15 protein-coding genes and 1 pseudogene are annotated in these 17,499 nt (G+C 72.1%); 11 read left to right on the forward strand and 5 right to left on the reverse strand.

Annotated elements, in window-relative coordinates:
• Positions 1-11 precede the first annotated feature (11 nt).
• Positions 12-1,628: an FAD-dependent oxidoreductase gene (locus ACIRF9_RS23485; protein ID WP_403825416.1), complete on the forward strand. Its 1,617-nt coding sequence runs from the start codon at positions 12-14 to the stop codon at positions 1,626-1,628.
• A 273-nt stretch (positions 1,629-1,901) separates the two neighbouring features.
• Positions 1,902-2,215: pseudogene (locus ACIRF9_RS23490) on the forward strand (SMI1/KNR4 family protein); the annotation flags it as partial.
• Positions 2,216-2,217: 2 nt separating this feature from the next.
• Here ACIRF9_RS23490 and mtnK read toward each other — a convergent pair.
• The 4 genes from mtnK to ACIRF9_RS23510 are packed head-to-tail and all read right to left on the reverse strand — an operon-like array spanning position 2,218 to position 7,100.
• Positions 2,218-3,387: an S-methyl-5-thioribose kinase gene (gene mtnK, locus ACIRF9_RS23495; protein ID WP_403825419.1), complete on the reverse strand. Its 1,170-nt coding sequence runs from the start codon at positions 3,385-3,387 to the stop codon at positions 2,218-2,220.
• 15 nt (positions 3,388-3,402) lie between these two features.
• A complete protein-coding gene (locus ACIRF9_RS23500; protein WP_403825422.1) occupies positions 3,403-4,449 on the reverse strand; it encodes an ABC transporter permease in 1,047 nt (348 codons plus the stop codon).
• Positions 4,450-4,486: 37 nt separating this feature from the next.
• Entirely contained in the window at positions 4,487-6,010 is a 1,524-nt protein-coding gene (locus ACIRF9_RS23505) for a sugar ABC transporter ATP-binding protein (RefSeq protein ID WP_403825425.1), read from the reverse strand.
• Complete coding sequence (locus ACIRF9_RS23510) at positions 5,997-7,100, reverse strand: substrate-binding domain-containing protein (protein WP_403825428.1); 1,104 nt, start codon at positions 7,098-7,100, stop codon at positions 5,997-5,999. Before ACIRF9_RS23510 ends, ACIRF9_RS23505 begins: the two co-directional genes overlap by 14 nt.
• 422 nt (positions 7,101-7,522) lie before the next feature.
• Between ACIRF9_RS23510 and ACIRF9_RS23515 the strand changes: the two genes are divergently transcribed.
• From ACIRF9_RS23515 to mtnB, 3 genes are read left to right on the forward strand one after another with little or no spacing between them, the layout of a single operon-like run.
• Positions 7,523-8,122 carry a 1,2-dihydroxy-3-keto-5-methylthiopentene dioxygenase gene (locus tag ACIRF9_RS23515; RefSeq protein ID WP_403825431.1) on the forward strand — a complete coding sequence of 200 codons (600 nt, stop codon included), beginning with the start codon at positions 7,523-7,525 and terminating at the stop codon, positions 8,120-8,122.
• Entirely contained in the window at positions 8,119-8,847 is a 729-nt protein-coding gene (gene mtnC, locus ACIRF9_RS23520) for an acireductone synthase (RefSeq protein WP_403825434.1), read from the forward strand. The genes ACIRF9_RS23515 and mtnC overlap by 4 nt, the downstream gene beginning before the upstream one ends.
• Entirely contained in the window at positions 8,844-9,452 is a 609-nt protein-coding gene (gene mtnB, locus ACIRF9_RS23525) for a methylthioribulose 1-phosphate dehydratase (RefSeq protein ID WP_403825437.1), read from the forward strand. The genes mtnC and mtnB overlap by 4 nt, the downstream gene beginning before the upstream one ends.
• 100 nt (positions 9,453-9,552) lie before the next feature.
• On the opposite strand, the gene mtnA is transcribed toward mtnB, so the two are convergent.
• Positions 9,553-10,584 carry an S-methyl-5-thioribose-1-phosphate isomerase gene (mtnA, locus tag ACIRF9_RS23530; RefSeq protein WP_403825440.1) on the reverse strand — a complete coding sequence of 344 codons (1,032 nt, stop codon included), beginning with the start codon at positions 10,582-10,584 and terminating at the stop codon, positions 9,553-9,555.
• Positions 10,585-10,883: 299 nt separating this feature from the next.
• Here mtnA and ACIRF9_RS23535 point away from each other — a divergent pair, with 299 nt between their 5' ends.
• From ACIRF9_RS23535 to ACIRF9_RS23560, 6 genes are read left to right on the forward strand one after another with little or no spacing between them, the layout of a single operon-like run.
• Positions 10,884-11,936 (forward strand): BMP family ABC transporter substrate-binding protein, encoded by a 1,053-nt coding sequence (locus tag ACIRF9_RS23535; protein ID WP_403825443.1) that lies wholly within the window; start codon positions 10,884-10,886, stop codon positions 11,934-11,936.
• Complete coding sequence (locus ACIRF9_RS23540; RefSeq protein WP_403825446.1) at positions 11,917-13,443, forward strand: ABC transporter ATP-binding protein; 1,527 nt, start codon at positions 11,917-11,919, stop codon at positions 13,441-13,443. The genes ACIRF9_RS23535 and ACIRF9_RS23540 overlap by 20 nt, the downstream gene beginning before the upstream one ends.
• 1 nt (position 13,444) lies before the next feature.
• Positions 13,445-14,491: an ABC transporter permease gene (locus ACIRF9_RS23545; RefSeq protein WP_403825449.1), complete on the forward strand. Its 1,047-nt coding sequence runs from the start codon at positions 13,445-13,447 to the stop codon at positions 14,489-14,491.
• On the forward strand, positions 14,491-15,357 hold the full coding sequence (locus ACIRF9_RS23550; protein WP_403825451.1) for an ABC transporter permease: 867 nt from the start codon (positions 14,491-14,493) through the stop codon (positions 15,355-15,357). Before ACIRF9_RS23545 ends, ACIRF9_RS23550 begins: the two co-directional genes overlap by 1 nt.
• On the forward strand, positions 15,354-16,106 hold the full coding sequence (locus ACIRF9_RS23555; RefSeq protein WP_403825454.1) for a nucleoside phosphorylase: 753 nt from the start codon (positions 15,354-15,356) through the stop codon (positions 16,104-16,106). The genes ACIRF9_RS23550 and ACIRF9_RS23555 overlap by 4 nt, the downstream gene beginning before the upstream one ends.
• Positions 16,103-17,431: an amidohydrolase gene (locus ACIRF9_RS23560; RefSeq protein WP_403825456.1), complete on the forward strand. Its 1,329-nt coding sequence runs from the start codon at positions 16,103-16,105 to the stop codon at positions 17,429-17,431. The genes ACIRF9_RS23555 and ACIRF9_RS23560 overlap by 4 nt, the downstream gene beginning before the upstream one ends.
• Positions 17,432-17,499: the final 68 nt, after the last annotated feature.

The raw sequence follows: 17,499 nt of genomic DNA on the forward strand, positions 1-17,499 counted from the left end.
AAGAACCCGACATGACCAGTCAGTCCACCCTGAGTTCCGTGCCTGCCCTGGGGACGCACCCGGCGTCCGGCTCCAACCCGAGCCGCGCCGAGACCCGGGAGCAGCTCTCCAAGGCGTCGTACGACCTTCTCGTGATCGGCGGCGGCATCCTGGGCATCTCCACCGCCTGGCACGCCGCGCAGTCCGGCCTCAGGGTGGCCCTGGTCGACGCCGGCGACTTCGCCGGCGCCACCTCCTCCGCCTCCTCCAAGCTGCTCCACGGCGGTCTGCGCTACCTGCAGACCGGCGCGGTGAAGCTGGTGGCGGAGAACCACTTCGAGCGCCGTGCGGTCTCCCGCCAGGTGGCCCCCCACCTGGCGAACCCGCTCACGTTCTACCTCCCCGTGTACAAGGGCGGGCCGCACGGCGCGGCGAAGCTCGGGGCGGGCGTCTTCGCCTACTCCGCCCTGTCGGCCTTCGGCGACGGGGTGGGCCACCTGCTCTCCCCCGCCAAGGCCGCGCAGGACGTGCCCGAGCTGCGCACCGAGAACCTCAAGGCCGTGGCCGTGTACGGCGACGACCAGATGAACGACGCGCGCATGGCGCTGATGACGGTCCGCGCGGCCGTCGAGGCGGGCGCGGTCGTCCTCAACCACGCCGAGGTCACCGGCCTGCGCTTCACCCGGGGCCGGGTGACGGGCGCGGACCTCAAGGACGGTCTGACCGGTGACGAGTTCGGCGTCAACGCCCGGCTGGTGCTCAACGCGACCGGCCCGTGGGTCGATCACCTGCGCAGGATGGAGGACCCGAATGCCGCCCCGTCGATCCGGCTGTCGAAGGGCGCGCATCTGGTCCTGAAGCGGACCTCCCCCTGGAAGGCCGCGCTCGCGACCCCCATCGACAAGTACCGCATCACCTTCGCCCTCCCGTGGGAGGACATGCTGCTGCTGGGCACCACCGACGAGGAGTTCGAGGGCGACCCGGCGGACGTCGCGGTCACCGAGAAGGACATAGCGCAGATCCTCGACGAGGCCGCGTTCTCCGTCCGCGACCAGCAGCTCTCGCGTGACCTCATCACATACTCCTTCGCGGGTCTGCGTGTGCTGCCGGGCGGCCCCGGCGACACGGCGAAGGCCAAGCGCGAGACCGTCGTCACGGAAGGCCGGGGCGGCATGCTGTCCGTCGCGGGCGGCAAGTGGACCACCTTCCGCCACATCGGCCGTACGGTGATGCAGAAGCTGGAGGCGCTGCCGGGCCACCCGCTCGGCGAGGACTTCGAGCCGATCTCCTCGCTGCCGAAGAAGCTGCCGCTGCCCGGCGTCGCCAACCCGCGCGCGGTCGCCCACCGGCTCCTGGTGGACAACCCGGCGCCCGGCCCGCGCATGGCGGCGGACACCGCCAAGCACCTGGCCACCCACTACGGTTCGCTGGCCTTCGACATCGCCCGCCTGGCGAACGACAACCCCGGGCTGGGCGAGCGCGTCCACCCCGACGCCCCGGAGATCTGGGCGCAGGTCGTCTGGGCGCGCGACCACGAGTGGGCCGAGACTGCGGACGACGTGCTGCGCCGCCGTACCACGCTGACGATCCGCGGCCTGGCCACGGACGAGGTGCGCAGCAAGGTGCAGGACCTGCTCGACAAGAAGTGAGACCTCGGACCGGCTCTCTCCCCTGACCAGGGCCGGTACGGCGCGAGAGGGGCGGCTCCTCGTCAAAGGAGCCGCCCCTCTCGCGTGCGAGGTCATCCTCGCGGACCCGCGCTCAGTGCCGGGTGTTTCCGTGACTCCGCTCCCAGCGGGAGCTTCCAACCCGAAGATTGCGGTCCAGCCCGAACCGGCCCCTTGCGGGACACAAAGAAACTACCAGGAACAAAGGAAGCAGTGCGGGGCATTCAAGGCGGAGCGCGGCATCCTGCTGCCGGGCGACGACGGGACCTGGCCAAGCCGTTCCCGCTCACCGAGGCGTGGGTCTGGGAGGACGACGACGGGCCGCACGACGACCCCGAGGCCGTCATGGACCAGGTCAGCGACCATGGATCGGTGTCCTCGGAACCGACGGTTGCGGCATGTTCTGGCACCTCGTGGTCACCGGCCCCCACCGCGGCCACATCTGGAACGTCACCGACGTGGGCGCCACGCCCTTCGGCGCCGAGTTCGGCTACACGACCTGCGCGCCCGGCTTCGCCGGCTGGGTCGCGCACTGGGTGGCCGGCAAGGAGTGGTTCGACGCCGGGTGAGTTCAGGGGGCTTCCACCAGCGCCCTCACCTCGTCGGGGTTCCTCAGTTCCTCGCGCCGCACGATCAGTTCACGGCCCAGCAGCAGCGCCCGCCGGGACGCGGGTACCGGATCCGGCAGGGTCGTGAGGTCGGTGAGGTGGGCGAAGCCGATGATGCGGCGGACGATCTCCGTGCCGGCGAAGCCGACGGACTCCGTCCACACGCGGCGCAGGAAGCGGTCGAGGTAGGCGTCGTCGAAGAAGGTGTCGACGCGGCTCGGCCACAGCCGGCGGAACTCCGCCTCGAAGGCCTCCCAGGACAGGCGGAGCTGGTCGGCGTGGTCGGACAGGGTGCCGAGGGCGCGGGCCCGTTCCTCCGAGACCAGCGCGTTGGCCCAGTACAGGCCGAGGTCGTAGCCGATCGGGCCGACGAAGGAGAACTCGGGGTCGAAGACGCGTACGACGGGGGCGCCGTCGCGTTCGCCGACCATGATGCTGCCGGTGTGCAGGTCGCCGTGGAGGAGTGCCTGGGCGCCGGTCATGAAGGCGTGGCGCAGGTCGGCGACCTCGGTGCGCAGACGGGTGTCGGCGCGGAACTCGGCGGCCAGGTCGGCGAGGCCCGGGTGCCAGTGGTTGTGCTCGTGCTCGATGTACGGCTCGGAGAGGACGACGTCCTCGGTGATCTTGCAGAGCTCGGGGTTGACGGAGACGGCGAGGAGGGCCTTGCGGTCGGCGGAGGCCATGCCGAAGTCGCTGGTGGCGAAGGTGAGCTGGGCGACGAACTCGCCGATCCGGGGCGAGGTGTGCGGGCCGTAGGCGGCGCCCTCGTTGAGGGCGGTGCGCAGCACCTCCAGGTCGGAGAGGTCCTCCATGACGAGGGCGTGGTTCTCGGGGTCGTAGCCGTGGATCGCGGGGATCTTGTCCGGGGCGACCTTGGCGACCTGCTCGTAGGCGCGGGCCTCGGCGTCGGCGCGGTCGGGGCTCAGCGGCCAGGAGGGGCCGGCGACGCGGACCCAGGGCAGCGCCTGCTTGAGGGCGAGGCTGCGGGTGTTGGCGGCGTTCGAGGCGAGGAAGACGCGGTTGACGTTGCCGTCGGACACCTCGCGGACGGTGATGTCGTCGGGGTTCGCCCAGTGGCCCCGTTCGCGCAGGTACGCCGGGATGTCGTCGGTCTCCAGGATGCGGTAGCCCATGGTCGGTGAACTCCCTTATGCGGTGCGGCGCTTGGACAGGGTGAAGCTGAAGACCAGGGCGAGGATGAGGACCGCGCCCTCGACGACGTCCTGTGTGTAGTACGGCAGGCCCTTGATGGTCAGGCCGGTGGTGATGATGCCGATGAGGACCGCGCCCAGGGCCGTGCCCCACACGTTGGGGCGGCCCCGGCCCAGGACGGACGTGCCGACGAGGGCCACCGCCACCGCCTCGAGGAGCTGGGAGGTGCCCGCCGACACATCGCCCTGGCCGATGCGGGAGGCGAGGATCAGGCCGCCGACGGAGGCGAGGACGCCGGAGATGACGTAGGCGAGGGCGCGGTAGGCGCCGACGCGGATGCCGGCCAGCCGGGAGGCCTCGGGGTTGGCGCCGATGGCGTAGAGGACGCGGCCCCAGCGGGTGCGGGCGAGGAAGACCCAGGCGGCGACGGTGAGGGCGCCGAAGATGAGGACGGAGAGGGGGATGCCGAGGACCGTGCCTCGGTCGATCTTCAGGAATCCGTCGGTGAACCTGCCGGGCGCGGTGGTGCCGTCGTCCAGGGTCATACCGGGGGTGATCGACTGGCCGTCCACGAGGATCAGCTTGCTGCCCTGGATGACGAACATGGTGCCGAGCGTGGCGAGCATGTCGGGGATCTTCAGGACGACGATCAGCAGCGCGTTGAGCAGTCCGGCGAGGGCGCCGGCCACCAGGACGGCGAGGATCGCGACCGTGCCGACCTGGTTGAAGACGACCATCGTCTGGGCGGCGACGGAGACCCCGAGGCCGGCGACGGCGCCGACGGACATGTCCATTCCGCCGACGGCCATGGTGAGGGTGACGCCGAGGCCGAGGATCGCGGCGACGGAGACGTACCGCAGGGTGTCGAGGAGGGTCGCCGACTCGCGGAAGGAGCCCTCGGTCAGCGCGAAGTACAGGAAGAGCGCGACGGTGACGAAGATGAAGCCGTACTTGATGACGGCGTTCTGGACGCGGACCGCGGTGGAGGTGGCCCGCGGGAGCGCCGCCTTGGTGGGGACCTCGGTGCTCTGGGTGGTGGTCATGGGGTGCTTCCTGGGACTTCGTGGGGGCGGGCCGGCATCAGAGGGACGCCGAGATGGTCTGGATCACGCGGTCGCGCTCCGCGTCCTCGCCGTACGCGTCGAGGTGGACCTCGCCGGCCGCGAGGACGACGACCCGGTCGGCGATCTCGAGGACCTCGTCGACGTCGGCGGACAGCACGAGGACGGCCGCGCCCTCGGCGGCGAGCGCCCGGGCCCGGCGGCCGATGTCCCGGCGGGCGCCGATGTCCACGCCTCGGAACGGCTCGTCCAGGATGAGGACGCGCGGGGTCTCGGCGAGCCAGCGGCCGACCACGACCTTCTGCTGGTTGCCGCCGGAGAGTTCCTCGACGGTGCTGTGCTCGTCGCGGGTGACGACGCCCAGGGCGTCGATGGTGTCGCGGCCGAGGGCGTCCTCCCTGGAGCGCTGGACGAGTCCCGCGCGGGACAGGGACTTCAGGAACGGCAGCGAGATGTTCTGGGCGACGGACCAGCCGGGGACCAGGGCGTCGGCGTGCCGGTCCTCGGGGACCAGGTGGACGCCGGCGCGGATGGCGTCGGCGGGGCGGCGGGGGGCGTAGGCCCTGCCGTCCAGTTCGGTCGTGCCGGTGGTGAGGGGTTCGGCGCCGAACAGGCCGCGGGCCAGTTCGGTCTTGCCGGCGCCCAGCAGGCCGACGACGCCGGTGACTTCGCCGGAGCGGAGGTCGAGGTCGAGCGGGGCCCGGCCGTCGAGGAGGCGGACGCCGCGCAGGGAGAGCACGACCTCGCCCGGGTCGCCCTCCCGGACCGGGCGGGCGGTGGTCGCCTCCTGGGCCTGGGCGAGCATCGCGCGCAGGGCGGTGTCCCAGCCGAACGGTCTCGCCTGGTCCTCGGTGAGGAGCCCGTCCCGCAGGACGACCAGCCGGTCGGCGAGCGCGTCGATCTCGCCGAGCCGGTGGGAGACGTAGAGCACGGCGATGCCGTCCTCGCGCATCCTCCCGACGAGCGCGAACAGCCGCTCGGCCTCGGCGGCGGAGAGCGCGGAGGTCGGCTCGTCGAGGATGAGCAGCCGGGGGCGGGTCGCGAGGGCGCGGGCCAGGATCAGCAACTGCCGGTCGGAGATGCCGAGTTCGGTGACGTCCTGCTTCAGGACCGCGTCGCTCCAGTCCAGGCCGAGGGCGGCCTGGATCTCGCGGGCGCGGGCGAGGGTCGCCCGGCCGCCCAGGAAAGGGTTGCCGCGCTTCTGGGCGAGTTCCTCGAAGACCAGGTTCTCGGCGACCGTGAGACCCGGGACGATGCCCTCGCCGATCCGCTGGTGCACGGTCTGGATGCCCAGCCGGCGGGCGGCGAGCGGGGACTGGAGAGCCGCGGGTTCCCCTCCGACCCGCACCTCTCCCCCGTGGTCGGTGTGGACGCCGGACAGGATCTTGATCAGCGTGGACTTGCCGGCGCCGTTCGCGCCGAGCAGCGCGACCACGCTGCCCGGTGCGATGTCGAGCGTGACGGAGGCGAGCACCGTCTTGCCGCCGAAGGCCATGCTGACGTCCCGCAGGCTCACCGCGGGGACCACGTCAGTGGGCGACATTGGAGATCCAGTCGGCGGTCGAGACCTGCGACAGGTTCAGCGCGGGCAGCGCCTCGCGCAGCTGGTCCATGTTCGCGATCTTCTTCTCGCGCAGGAAGTCCTGGGTGATGGCGACGGCCGGGAACTCCACGGAGGTCTTGTTCAACTGGCCGGCCAGTTCCAGGGCGGTGGTGCGCACGACGGCCGCGCCGACCGCGGAAGGGTCGGTGCCCGCCGTGGCGACCCAGGGGCTGTCCTCGGCGGTGATCTGCTGGATGTCGGCGTTGGAGACGTCCGCGCCGAAGACCTTCACCTTGTCCTGGAGCTTCTTGTTCTGCACGGCGAGGACGGTGCCCTTGGCGAGCTCGTCGTAGGGGGCGAAGACGCCGGCGACGTCGGAGTGCTGGGTGAGTGCGGCGGAGACCAGGGGAACGTTGTCAGTGGCCGTGGAGTCGGTGACCTTGCCGACCTTGAACTGCTGCTTCCAGCCCTCGGAGGTCACGGTGGACTTCCAGACGGTGTCGCGCTTGTCGAGTGCCGCGTAGCCGGCGACGTTGACGTAGCCGACCTTGGCGTCCTTGCCGACCTCCTTCGCCATCACATCGAGGACGGCCTTGGCCATGCTGGCGTCGTCCTGCTTGGTGGAGACGACGCCCTTGGTGTCGGTCTCGACGTCGTAGACGACGACCTTGACGCCCTTCTTCACGGCCTTGTCGATCTCCGGCTGGATGGTCGCGGGGAAGCCGTGGTCGATGATGATCGCCTGGGCGCCGGAGTTGATCGCCGAGGAGAGGTCGGTGGCCTGCTTGGCGTTGTCGGCCTGGGCGTCGTACACGGTCAGGTCGATGCCGAGGGCCTTGGCCTGGGCCTTGGCGCCGTTGCCCCACTGCTCGAAGTAGTCGCCGGCGCCGCTCTGGCGGACCAGGGCCACCTTGACCGTGCCCTCGCTGAAGGGGGCGGGCTTCTTGCCGGTGGCGGCGGAGGCGGAGGCCGCGGTGTTGCCCGAGTCGGTGGAGTCCGAGGCGTCGGAGGACTGCGAGCAGCCGGACAGCACGAGGGCGGAGACGGAGGCCAGCGAGAGCGCGGCAAGGGGCAGACGGGTACGGGACATGAGGGGCTCCAGGTGCGGGGCGGTGCTGAGGGGAGGAAACGAGGGGATGCGCGACCGGAGCGGGGGACGGAAATGAGCCGCGGCAGGAACGGCGGCGGACGCCCCGGGACATGGGGGCGCGTCAGAGCTCCGGGAGAGGTCAGCGACAGCTGGCCGTGGTCGACCGGAGCAGGTCCACGTACAGCCGCCGCACGAGCAGCAGCGTCTTCATACGCAGATCATGAGAACGTTTCCAGTCAGCCGTCAAAGAAATGGACATGAAATCTCGCGATACGAGACGACGACAAGGTCACAGTCGGTGTATGCACCATCGGGAGTTACCATCACCGAACTGGCACCTGCCCTGGCTTGTCGCGGTCGAGTGACGCTCCTCCACCGCCGCCTTCTCCCACTTCTGCCTTCCAGACTCCTGGAGTTGCTCCATGACGCTGCTGACGACCTGGCCCGAGTCCGGCCCGGAGACCCTGGTCCGCCGCACCTCCGACCCGGCCGAGATCGCCGCGGCCCTCGCGCCGCTGGGCGTGCGCTACGAGCAGTGGCCGATCCGCGAGGACGTCCCGTCCGACGCCGACAGCGAGACGGTGTTCGCCGCGTACGGCCCGGAGATCGACAAGCTGAACGACGAGGAGGGCTTCACCACCGTCGACGTCCTCGGCCTGCACCCCAGCGACGACCCCGGGTTCCCGGCGAAGGCGAAGGCGGCGCGCGAGAAGTTCCTGCAGGAGCACACGCACGACGACGATGACGAGGTCCGCTTCTTCGTCTCCGGCTCCGGCATCTTCTACCTGCACGTGAACGGCGAGGTGCACGCGGTCTTCTGCGAGAAGGGCGACCTGCTGGGCGTGCCGCGCGGCACCACCCACTGGTTCGACATGGGCACGAACCCGTCGTTCACCGCGATCCGCTTCTTCCACGAGGAGGACGGCTGGATCGGCAACTTCACCGGCTCCACCATCGCCACCCGCTTCCCGGACTACGACACCATCGCGGCGGGCTACGAGGCCGACAGGGCATCCGCGTGACGCTGCGACACCTGGCGTACGCCGTGGACGCCGTGGTGCTCGACATCGAGGGCACCACGAGCGCCACGGGCTTCGTCGTCGACGTGCTGTACCCGTACTCGCGCGCCCGTTTCGCCGAACTGCTCACCGAGCGGGCCGCCGAGCCCGAGGTGGCGCGGGCGATCGCCCAGGTGCGGGAGCTGACGGGCGAGCCGGACGCCGACGCGGCCGCGATCGAGAAGACGCTGAACGCCTGGCTGGACGACGACCGCAAGGCGACCCCGCTGAAGACCCTCCAGGGCATCGTCTGGGCGGAGGGCTTCGCGCGCGGCGACCTCGTCTCGCACTTCTACGACGACGTCGTACCGGCCCTGCGGGCCTGGCACGCGGCGGGTCTGCGGCTGTACGTCTACTCGTCCGGCTCGGTGTCGGCGCAGCGGGCGTGGTTCACCAACAGCCCCGAGGGCGACCTCATGCCGCTGGTGTCGGGGCTGTACGACACCGAGAACGCGGGCCCCAAGCAGGAGGCGGCGGCGTACCGCCGTATCGCGGAGGCGGCCGGGGTGGCCCCGGACCGGCTCCTGTTCCTCTCCGACCGGCCGGGCGAGCTGGACGCGGCCCGCGAGGCCGGCTGGCACGCCGTCGGAATCCGCCGGCCCGGGGAGCCGTACTACGAGCAGGGCGTCGGCGACCACGCGCAGGCGGGGACGTTCGACGAGATCACCGTTTCGAGGAGCACCACGTGACTGCCGACATCACCGCACTCGACCTGGAGGAGGCGGGCGCGGTCCTGGCCGCCGAGTCCGCCCGCTTCGCCTCCTTCGGCTGGATGCGGGGCACCTCCGGGAACCTGTCCGTGGTGCTCTCGCGCGAGCCGCTGCGGCTGGCCGTCACCGCCAGTGGTCACGACAAGGGTGAACTGACGCCCGCGGACGTGGTGCTGGTGGACGGACAGGGCGCGGCCGTGCGGGGCGGCAAGCCGTCCGCCGAGGCCGAGCTGCACGCGCGCGTGGCGGCGCTGACCGGGGCGGGCGCGGTCGTGCACGTCCACACGGTGGCGTCGGTGGCGCTGGGGCACCGGCATCCGGGCGGGATCGTCTTCCGCGACCTGGAGATGCTCAAGGGCGTCGGGCAGCCCGCCCACGACGTCGAGGTGACCCTGCCGGTCATCGCCAACAGCCAGGACATGAAGGTCCTCGGGGACCGGCTGGAGGCGGCGCGCGAGCCCCGGATGCCGGCGGTGGTCGTGGCCGGGCACGGGCTGTACGTGTGGGGCGAGAACCCCCGCCAGGCCCGGCACCACACCGAGGTCGTCGAGTGGCTCCTGGAACTGGAGCTCACCCGGCGCTGAACACCACGAAGGCCACGGTCGGTCCGACCGTGGCCTTCGGTGTGCCCGGGTGCTCGGGTACTCGGGGTGCTCGGGGTGCTCGGGGTGCTCGGACAGGCTCTCAGCGCAGCCGGTCCCCCGGCAGCTGTCCGGCCGACACCTCCAGCACGCCCCGCTCCGTCACCAGCCCCGTCACCAGCCGTCCCGGCGTCACGTCGAAGGCGGGGTTGTGGCCGCGCGATCCGGCGGGTGCGGTGCGTACGCCGCCCCACTCCAGCACCTCGTCCTCGCCGCGGAGTTCGATGTGGATGGCGTCGCCGTCCGGCGTCGACAGGTCGACCGTGGTCGTGGGGGCCGCCACCAGGAACGGTATGCCGGCGTCGGCGCAGGCGAGGGCCACGCCCACCGTGCCGACCTTGTTGGCGGTGTCGCCGTTGGCCGCGATGCGGTCGGCGCCCACGATCGCCGCGTCGACCTCGCCGCGCAGGACGGTGCCGGCGGCGGCTCCGTCGGCCTGGACGTAGTGCGGGATGCCCTCCTGGACCAGTTCCCAGGCGGTCAGGCGCGATCCCTGGAGCAGCGGGCGGGTCTCGTCGGCGTAGACGACCTCCAGCCGTCCGCGCGCGTGGAGTTCGCGGATGACTCCGAGGGCGGTGCCCCAGCCGGCGGTCGCGAGGGCGCCGGTGTTGCAGTGGGTGAGGATGCGCAGCGGCCGGTCCTCGCCGACCCTCTTCAGCAGCCAGTCCGCGCCGAAGGCGCCCATCGCCCGGTTGGCCTCGACGTCCTCGCGCTGGACGGCGGCGGCCTCCGCCAGCACCGCGTCGAGCCCCTCCTCGAAGCGCGTCATGACGCGGTCCACGCACACCATCAGGTTCACGGCGGTGGGGCGGGCCTCGCGGATGCGGGCGACGGCCTTGCGCACCTCGTCCTCGGACCAGCCCTCGCGCTCGCCCTGGAGCAGCGCGATCGCCACGCCGTACGCCCCCGCGGCCCCGATGGCGGGCGCGCCGCGCACGACGAGACGCTGGATCGCGTCCACCAGGGTGTCCACATCGCGGACGTCCACCGTCTCGTTGCGGTGCGGCAGCAGCGTCTGGTCGATGAGTGCGAGGCCGTTTCCGGTCCAGTCGACAGCGCGCAGTTCCTGGGGCATATCGGGACACTCCTGATGTTCCGGTGGGTGTCCGCCACCGTACATGACCTGGGAGAACCATAGTTCGAGACAACCGAGCAAGTGTCTGGAAACGGGTGTTACAGTCCAGCACCCAGTCCGCAGACCGAGACGAAGGAGGAGACCCATGCTGCTGACCAAGCGCCGTTTCCTCGACTTCGGCCGGTGTGCCGGCGACGGCTGTCGACGCTGAGCCTTCCCCCACCGCCCGTCGCACCCTCACCCTCCCTCACCCGCTCATCGTCGAGCGTGGTTCGCCGTACCTTTCGGAAGGTCCTCCGATGCCTCGCAGAACCCGTCGTACCCTGCAAGTCGCCGCCACCACCGCCCTCCTGGTCACCGCGGCCACCGCCTGCAACGCCGCCGCCAAGAGCGACGCCTCCGACAGCGCGAGCGGCGGCAGCGGCACGTCCTTCACCCTGGTCACCCCGGACGCCGTGGGACAGAACGAGTTCCTGAAGCTCGCCGTCAGCGGCGTCAAGGACGCGGCGAAGGCCCACGACGGGACGCAGAAGGTCTACGAGTCCACCGACACCGCCTCCCAGCAGCAGAACGTGCAGGCCGCCGTGGACGCCAAGCCGGACGTCATCGTGCTCGTCGGCTTCGAGTTCGCCGACATCGTTGCCCAGCAGGCCGAGAAGAACCCGAAGCAGCAGTTCCTGATCGTCGACGCGTGCACGACGAAGGCGTTCGCCAATGTCGGCTGCGCGGTCTTCCGGGAGCACGAGGGCGTCTACCTCGCGGGCGCCGAGGCGGGTCTGCTGAGCAAGTCCGGCAAGGTCGGCGCGGTGGACGTGCTCGACACCCCGCAGTTCCGCCGCTACAGCGACCCGTTCGCGGCCGGTGCCAAGCAGGTCGCCGCCAAGACGGAGACGTCCACGCGCTTCGTCGGCGGCCAGTCCCCCTTCGACGACTCGGCCCGCGCCAAGGAGCAGGCGAACACCCTGCTCTCCAAGGGCTACGACCAGATCATGGCGGCCGCGGCGGCCGGCAACTACGGCGTCTTCGAGGCCGCCAAGGCCAAGGGCGCGTTCGCGTACGGCGTCGACGTCAACCAGTGCCCCTCGGCGCCCGGCACGGTCGTCGACAACGTGATCAAGCGCACGGACGTCGCCGTGGAGAAGGGCATCGACGCGGTGCTGGGCGGCCGGACCGGCACGACCGTCTCGTACGGCCTGAAGGAGGGCGGCATCAGCCTGACCGGCCTGGAGGACGGCGTCGACTCCTCGAAGTGCGTGATCGCCGACCACAAGGACGTGCTGACGAAGGTCGAGGCGCTGCGCGACCAGATCGTCTCCGGAGAGCTGAAGGTCGATGACCCCGCCGCGAGCTGACGCCGACTTCGCTGTCGAGCTCCGGGGAATCACCAAGCGGTTCCCCGGCACGCTCGCCAACGACGCCGTCGAGCTGACCGTCTCGCGTGGTGAGATCCATGCTCTGATGGGTGAGAACGGCGCGGGCAAGTCCACGCTGATGTCGGTGCTCTACGGCATGGAGCGGCCCGACGCGGGGTCGATCCGGGTGGACGGGCGCGAGGTGACCTTCACCAGCCCGTCGGCCGCCATGGCCGCCGGGCTGGGCATGGTCCACCAGAGCTTCAAGCTGTTCGACTCGCTGACGGTCGCCGAGAACGTCGTGTACGCCGCCGAGCCGCGCCGCTTCGGTCTGGTGGACCGGGCCGCCGCGCGGCGCCGGGTGCGCGAGCTGGCCGAGGAGCACGGGCTGGCCGTCGACCCGGACGCCCGGGTCGGCGACCTGCCGGTCGGTCTGCGTCAGCGGGTGGAGATCCTGAAGCTGCTGCACCGGGGCGCCCGCACGCTCATCCTCGACGAGCCGACGGCCGTGCTCACCCCGGCCGAGGCGGACGCCCTGTTCGCCGTCCTCAAGTCGCTGACCGCGCAGGGCCGTACGGTGATCCTGGTCACCCACAAGCTGCGCGAGGTGCTGGAGGGCTCGGACCGGGTGACCGTCCTGCGGGACGGCCGGGTCGTCGCCCGGCTGGTCACCTCGGAGACGACGGCCGACGAGATCGCGGCCGCGATGACGGGCCGGGCGGTGGAGCTGGACCGGATCCACGCACCGGGCACGCCGGGCGAGACCGTCCTGTCCGTGGCCGCCCTCACCACGGACGCCGTCCACGGAGTGGACCTCACCGTCCACGCCGGGGAGATCGTCGGCATCGCGGGCGTCGCCGGCAACGGCCAGAGCGAGCTGATCGGGGCGCTGGCAGGGCTGCGGCCGGTCACCGGGGGCCGGGTCACGCTCCAGGGCGAGGACATCACCCACGCCTCGGCCACCGAGCGCCGGGCGAAGGGCCTCGCGTACGTCCCCGAGGACCGTCACGCGGTCGGTACGGCCCCCGCCGCCTCGGTCGCGGACAACCTGGCGATGGGCCACCACCGTACGTCCCTCTCCTCCCGCGGACTGCTGCCGCCGGCGGCGGTGCGTGCCCACGCCCGGCGCCTGGTCGAGCGGTTCGGCGTCAAGGCGGCGACCACCGAGGTGCCCGCCTCCGCGCTGTCCGGCGGCAACCTGCAGAAACTGCTCATCGGCCGGGAACTCGCCCATGACGCCCCGCTGCTGCTCGTCGAGCAGCCGACGCGCGGGGTGGACATCGGCGCCATCCAGAACATCCACGACCAGCTCGTCGCCTACCGCGACGCCGGTCACGCCGTCCTGCTCGTCTCGGCCGAGCTGAGCGAGATCCGGGGCCTCGCGGACCGGGTGCTGGTGATGTACGAGGGCCGGGTCGCGGCGTCGTACACGAAGGACGAGGCGGACGAGCGGACGCTGGGCCTCGCGATGGCGGGCGCGCCCGCTCCGGTGGAGGCCGTCGACTGACATGACACGCATATCCGGAGCCCTGCGCTCCCCCCTCACCTTCTCCGTGCTCGCGGGCCTGCTCATCGGCGCCCTGTTCCTCGTCGGCACCGGCGCGGACCCGCTCACGGCGTACCGGGCCGTGGTGACCGGCGCGCTCGGCGGCGACGGGATCGGCTCGACGCTGACCACCGCCACCAGCGTGCTCGGCCTGGCCCTGGCGCTGGCGATCCCGCTGCGGGCCGGGCTGATCAACCTCGGCGGCGACGGACAGCTGGTCCTCGGCGGCATCACCGCCGCCGTGACCGGCCTCTACTCCCCGCTCCCCGCGCCCCTCACCGTCGTGCTGGCCCTGCTGGCGGGCATGGCGGCCGGCGCCGGGTACGCGGTCCTCGCCGCCCTGTGCGAGAACCACCTCGGTGTCCCGCTCCTGGTCAGCAGCCTGCTGCTCAGCTACCCGGCGGTGTCGCTGGCCTCCTACCTGGCCCGCTACCCGCTCAAGGAGCCGGGCTCCAGCCTGCCGCAGACCCGCGCCCTGCCTGACGGGGTGGCGCTGCCCGCGTTCGGCGACTCGACGGTCACCCTCGGGCTGGTCCTCGTCGCGCTCGCCGCCGCCGCGTACTGGTTCACCGACCGGCGCACCGCCCTCGGCTACGAGATCCGCATGACGGGCCTCAACTCGCGTTTCTCCGCGTACGCGGGCGTCGAACGCCGGGGCCTGACCCTGAAGCTGATGTCGGTCTCCGGTGGCCTCGCCGGACTCGTGGGCGCCATCGGGGTGCTGAGCTTCCCGTACCGCTTCGTGGACGGCTCGCTCACCGCGCCCGGCTACACCTGGACCGGTCTGACGGCGGCGCTGCTCGCCGGTGCGGCCCCGCTGGGCACGGTGATCGCCGCGTTCTTCTTCGCCGTCCTCCAGGTCGGCGGTCTGGCGATGGAGCGGACGACCGAGGTGCCGCGCGAGCTGACGCAGGTGCTGCAGGCGATCGTGATCGTGTTCCTGGCGGCCCGGCTGAGCCTCCCGAGCCGGTGGTTCAGCCGTCGTTCCCCCGAAAGGGAGGCGGTCTGATGTTCTTCGACTCCGATCTCCTCATGTCGGCGCTGCGCGCCCTCACCCCGATCCTGCTGGCCGCGCTCGGCGGTGCGCTGTGCGAGCGGGCCGGGGTCTTCAACATCGGCCTCGAGGGCATGATGCTGATGGGCTGCTTCACGTCCGTGGCGACGAGCTGGTTCACCGGCAGCCCCTGGCTGGGCGTGCTCGCGGCGGCCCTGGCGGCGGCCGCGTACTCGCTGATCCTGGCCGTGGGGGCGGTGACCCTGCGCGGGGATGCCGTGGTCCTCGGCATCGCCATGAACCTGCTGGCCGTCGGTCTGACCAGCTTCCTGCTGCGCACGGTGTTCGGCGTGCAGGGCACCTTCGACGACCCGTCGCTCCAGGGCCTGCCGCTGATCGGCGGCTTCACCCCGCTCGCCTATCTGTCGTGGGTCGCGGTCGCGGTGGCCGCGGTGCTGCTGTCCCGGCATGTGTGGGGGCTGCGGCTGCGCGGGGTCGGCGAGGCGCCGGACGCGGCGGCCACGCTCGGTGTGCGGCCGGCGAAGTACCAGTACGGCGTGATCCTGGTCTCCGGGGTGCTGTGCGGGCTGGCCGGCGCGCAACTCGCCCTCGGCAACGTCACCTTGTTCACGGAGAACATGACGGCCGGCCGTGGTTGGATCGCTGTCGTGGCCGTCATGCTGGGCCGGGCCGCGCCGCTCGGGGTACTGCTCGCGGCGCTGCTGTTCGGGCTCGCGGAGGCCGCCGGGTTCCGTCTCCAGGGCCTCGGCCTGCCGCAGCAGGCGACCGACGCCGCGCCGTACGTCGTCACGCTCGGCGCCCTGTTCCTCACGACGGCCCGCCGCCGTCGCCTCCCCCGTCCCTCAGGAGCACGTTCATGACGCAGGATCTCCTGCCCATCACCCGCGTACCCCGCACCGGTCTGCCCGCGCACTCCGTGGTGGTCGGCGACCCGGCGCGCGCCGCCGCCGTCGCCGCGCTGCTCGACGGCGCCCAGGAGGTGTCGTACCACCGCGAGTACCGGGTGTTCAGCGGCAGCTGGAAGGGCGTGCCGGTGGTCGTCGCCTCGCACGGGGTGGGCGCGCCGGGCGCGATCCTGCTGTTCCAGGAGCTGGCGGACGCGGGGGTGCGGGTCTTCCTGCGGTTCGGTACGGCGGGCGCGATGCAGCCGGGCATCGGTGACGGCGACCTGGTCATCGCCGAGGCGGCCGTCCGCGACGACGGCGTCACCCACCAGCTGCTGCCCCCGGAGTATCCGGCGGTCTCCGCGCCCGAGGCGGTCTTCGCCCTGCAGCGCGCCGCCCGCGAGAGCGGCGCCCCGCACCACCGGGGCGTGGTCTGGACCCGGGCCGCGTTCCAGCCCGGCCTGCTCCCCCTCTTCTCCTACGACGGCGCCGGGCTCGCGGCGATCGAGATGGAGCTGTCGGCGCTGCTGGTCACGGCCTCGCTGCGCGGGCTGGTGGCCGGCGGTGTCCTCGTGATCGACGGGGCGAACGCCGACGAACTGGTCGACGCGGAGGCCACCGGTGGCTACGACCCGCACCGGGAGGTCGTCGCGGCCGGTGTCGAGCGGGGCGCGGTGGTGTCCCTGGAGGCGCTGCGGCTGCTGGCGCAGGAGGAGCGGGCGTGAGCGTCGACCTGCTGGTGCACGGCGGTGACGTCCTCACCGTGGACGAGGCCGGGACCGTCGTACGGGACGGGGCGGTCGCGGTCCACGAGGGCGAGATCGTCGCCGTGGGGACGACCGAGGGCGTCCGAGCGCGTTTCCCGGCCACCGAGGAGATCGACGCCGAGGGCTGTCTGGTCCTCCCGGGGCTGATCAACACCCACACCCATCTCGCGATGACGCTGCTGCGCGGCCGGGCCGACGACGTCACCCTCCAGGGGTTCCTGGAGCGGGTGCTGTCGTGGGAGGCGCGGCTGCTGGAGCCGAAGAACGTGGCGGCGGCGGTGCGCCTCGCGGTCGCCGAGAGCGTACGGGCCGGGGTGACCTCGGCACTGGACATGTACTGGTTCCACGAGGCGGCGGAGCGGGCGGCCCGGGAGACGGGCTGGCGGCTGCACACCGGGCCCACCTTCATGGACGTACCGGAGCCGCCGGACGGCATCGCGTACGAGGACCGGCTCGCGTGGGCGCGGCGGGACCTTCAGGCGCGCGGGGCGGCGCGGGGCGGGTACCGGCCGGTCGTGTTCGCGCACTCGGCGTACACCCTCTCCCCCGCGCAGCTCACCGACGTCTTCGCGCTGGCGCGGGAGTTCGGGGCGCTGGTGCACATCCACGCGGCGGAGAACGCCACCGAGGTGGCCACCGTCGAGGTGAAGTACGGAAAGCGGCCGGTGGAGCTGCTGGACTCGCTGGGGCTGCTCGGCCCCGATGTGCTGCTGGCGCACGCCGTGGACCTGACCGGGCCGGAGATCGCGGCGCTGGCCCGCACGGGGACGTCCGTCGCCCACTGTCCGGTGTCGAACCTGAAGCTGGGCTGCGGGATCGCGCCCGTGCCGAGGCTGCTCGGCGCCGGGGTGACGGTGGGACTGGGGACCGACGGGGCGGTCAGCTCCAACTCGCTGGACGTGCTGGGGGCGGTGCGGCAGGCGGCGCTGGTGCACAAGGCGGGCGGCGACCCGACGGCGGTCGGCGCCGAGCGGGCCGTACGGATGGCGACGGTCGAGGGCGCGCGGGCGCTGGGCCTGGGGGACCGGCTGGGCTCCCTGGAGCCGGGCAAGCGGGCCGACCTGATCGTGCTGGACCTGAACGCGCCCCATCTGCGGCCGGCGCACGACCCGTGGTCCACGCTGGCGTACGCGGCGCACTCGGCCGACGTGCGGGACACGGTCGTCGACGGGCGGGTGCTGATGCGGGACCGGACGCTCACGACGCTCGACGAGGGCGCGGTGATCGCCGATCTCGAGGCTCTCGTCCGCGCACTCCCCAGCGACACGCTCCCGGGCTCATAATGACCTGAGACATCCGATGTCTGAGCGGGTGGGCGAAACCGGTGGTCGGGGAGCGAGAGGGAGGCCGG

The organism is Streptomyces sp. NPDC096132, assembly GCF_044763345.1.
Classification (GTDB): Bacteria; Actinomycetota; Actinomycetes; order Streptomycetales; family Streptomycetaceae; genus Streptomyces.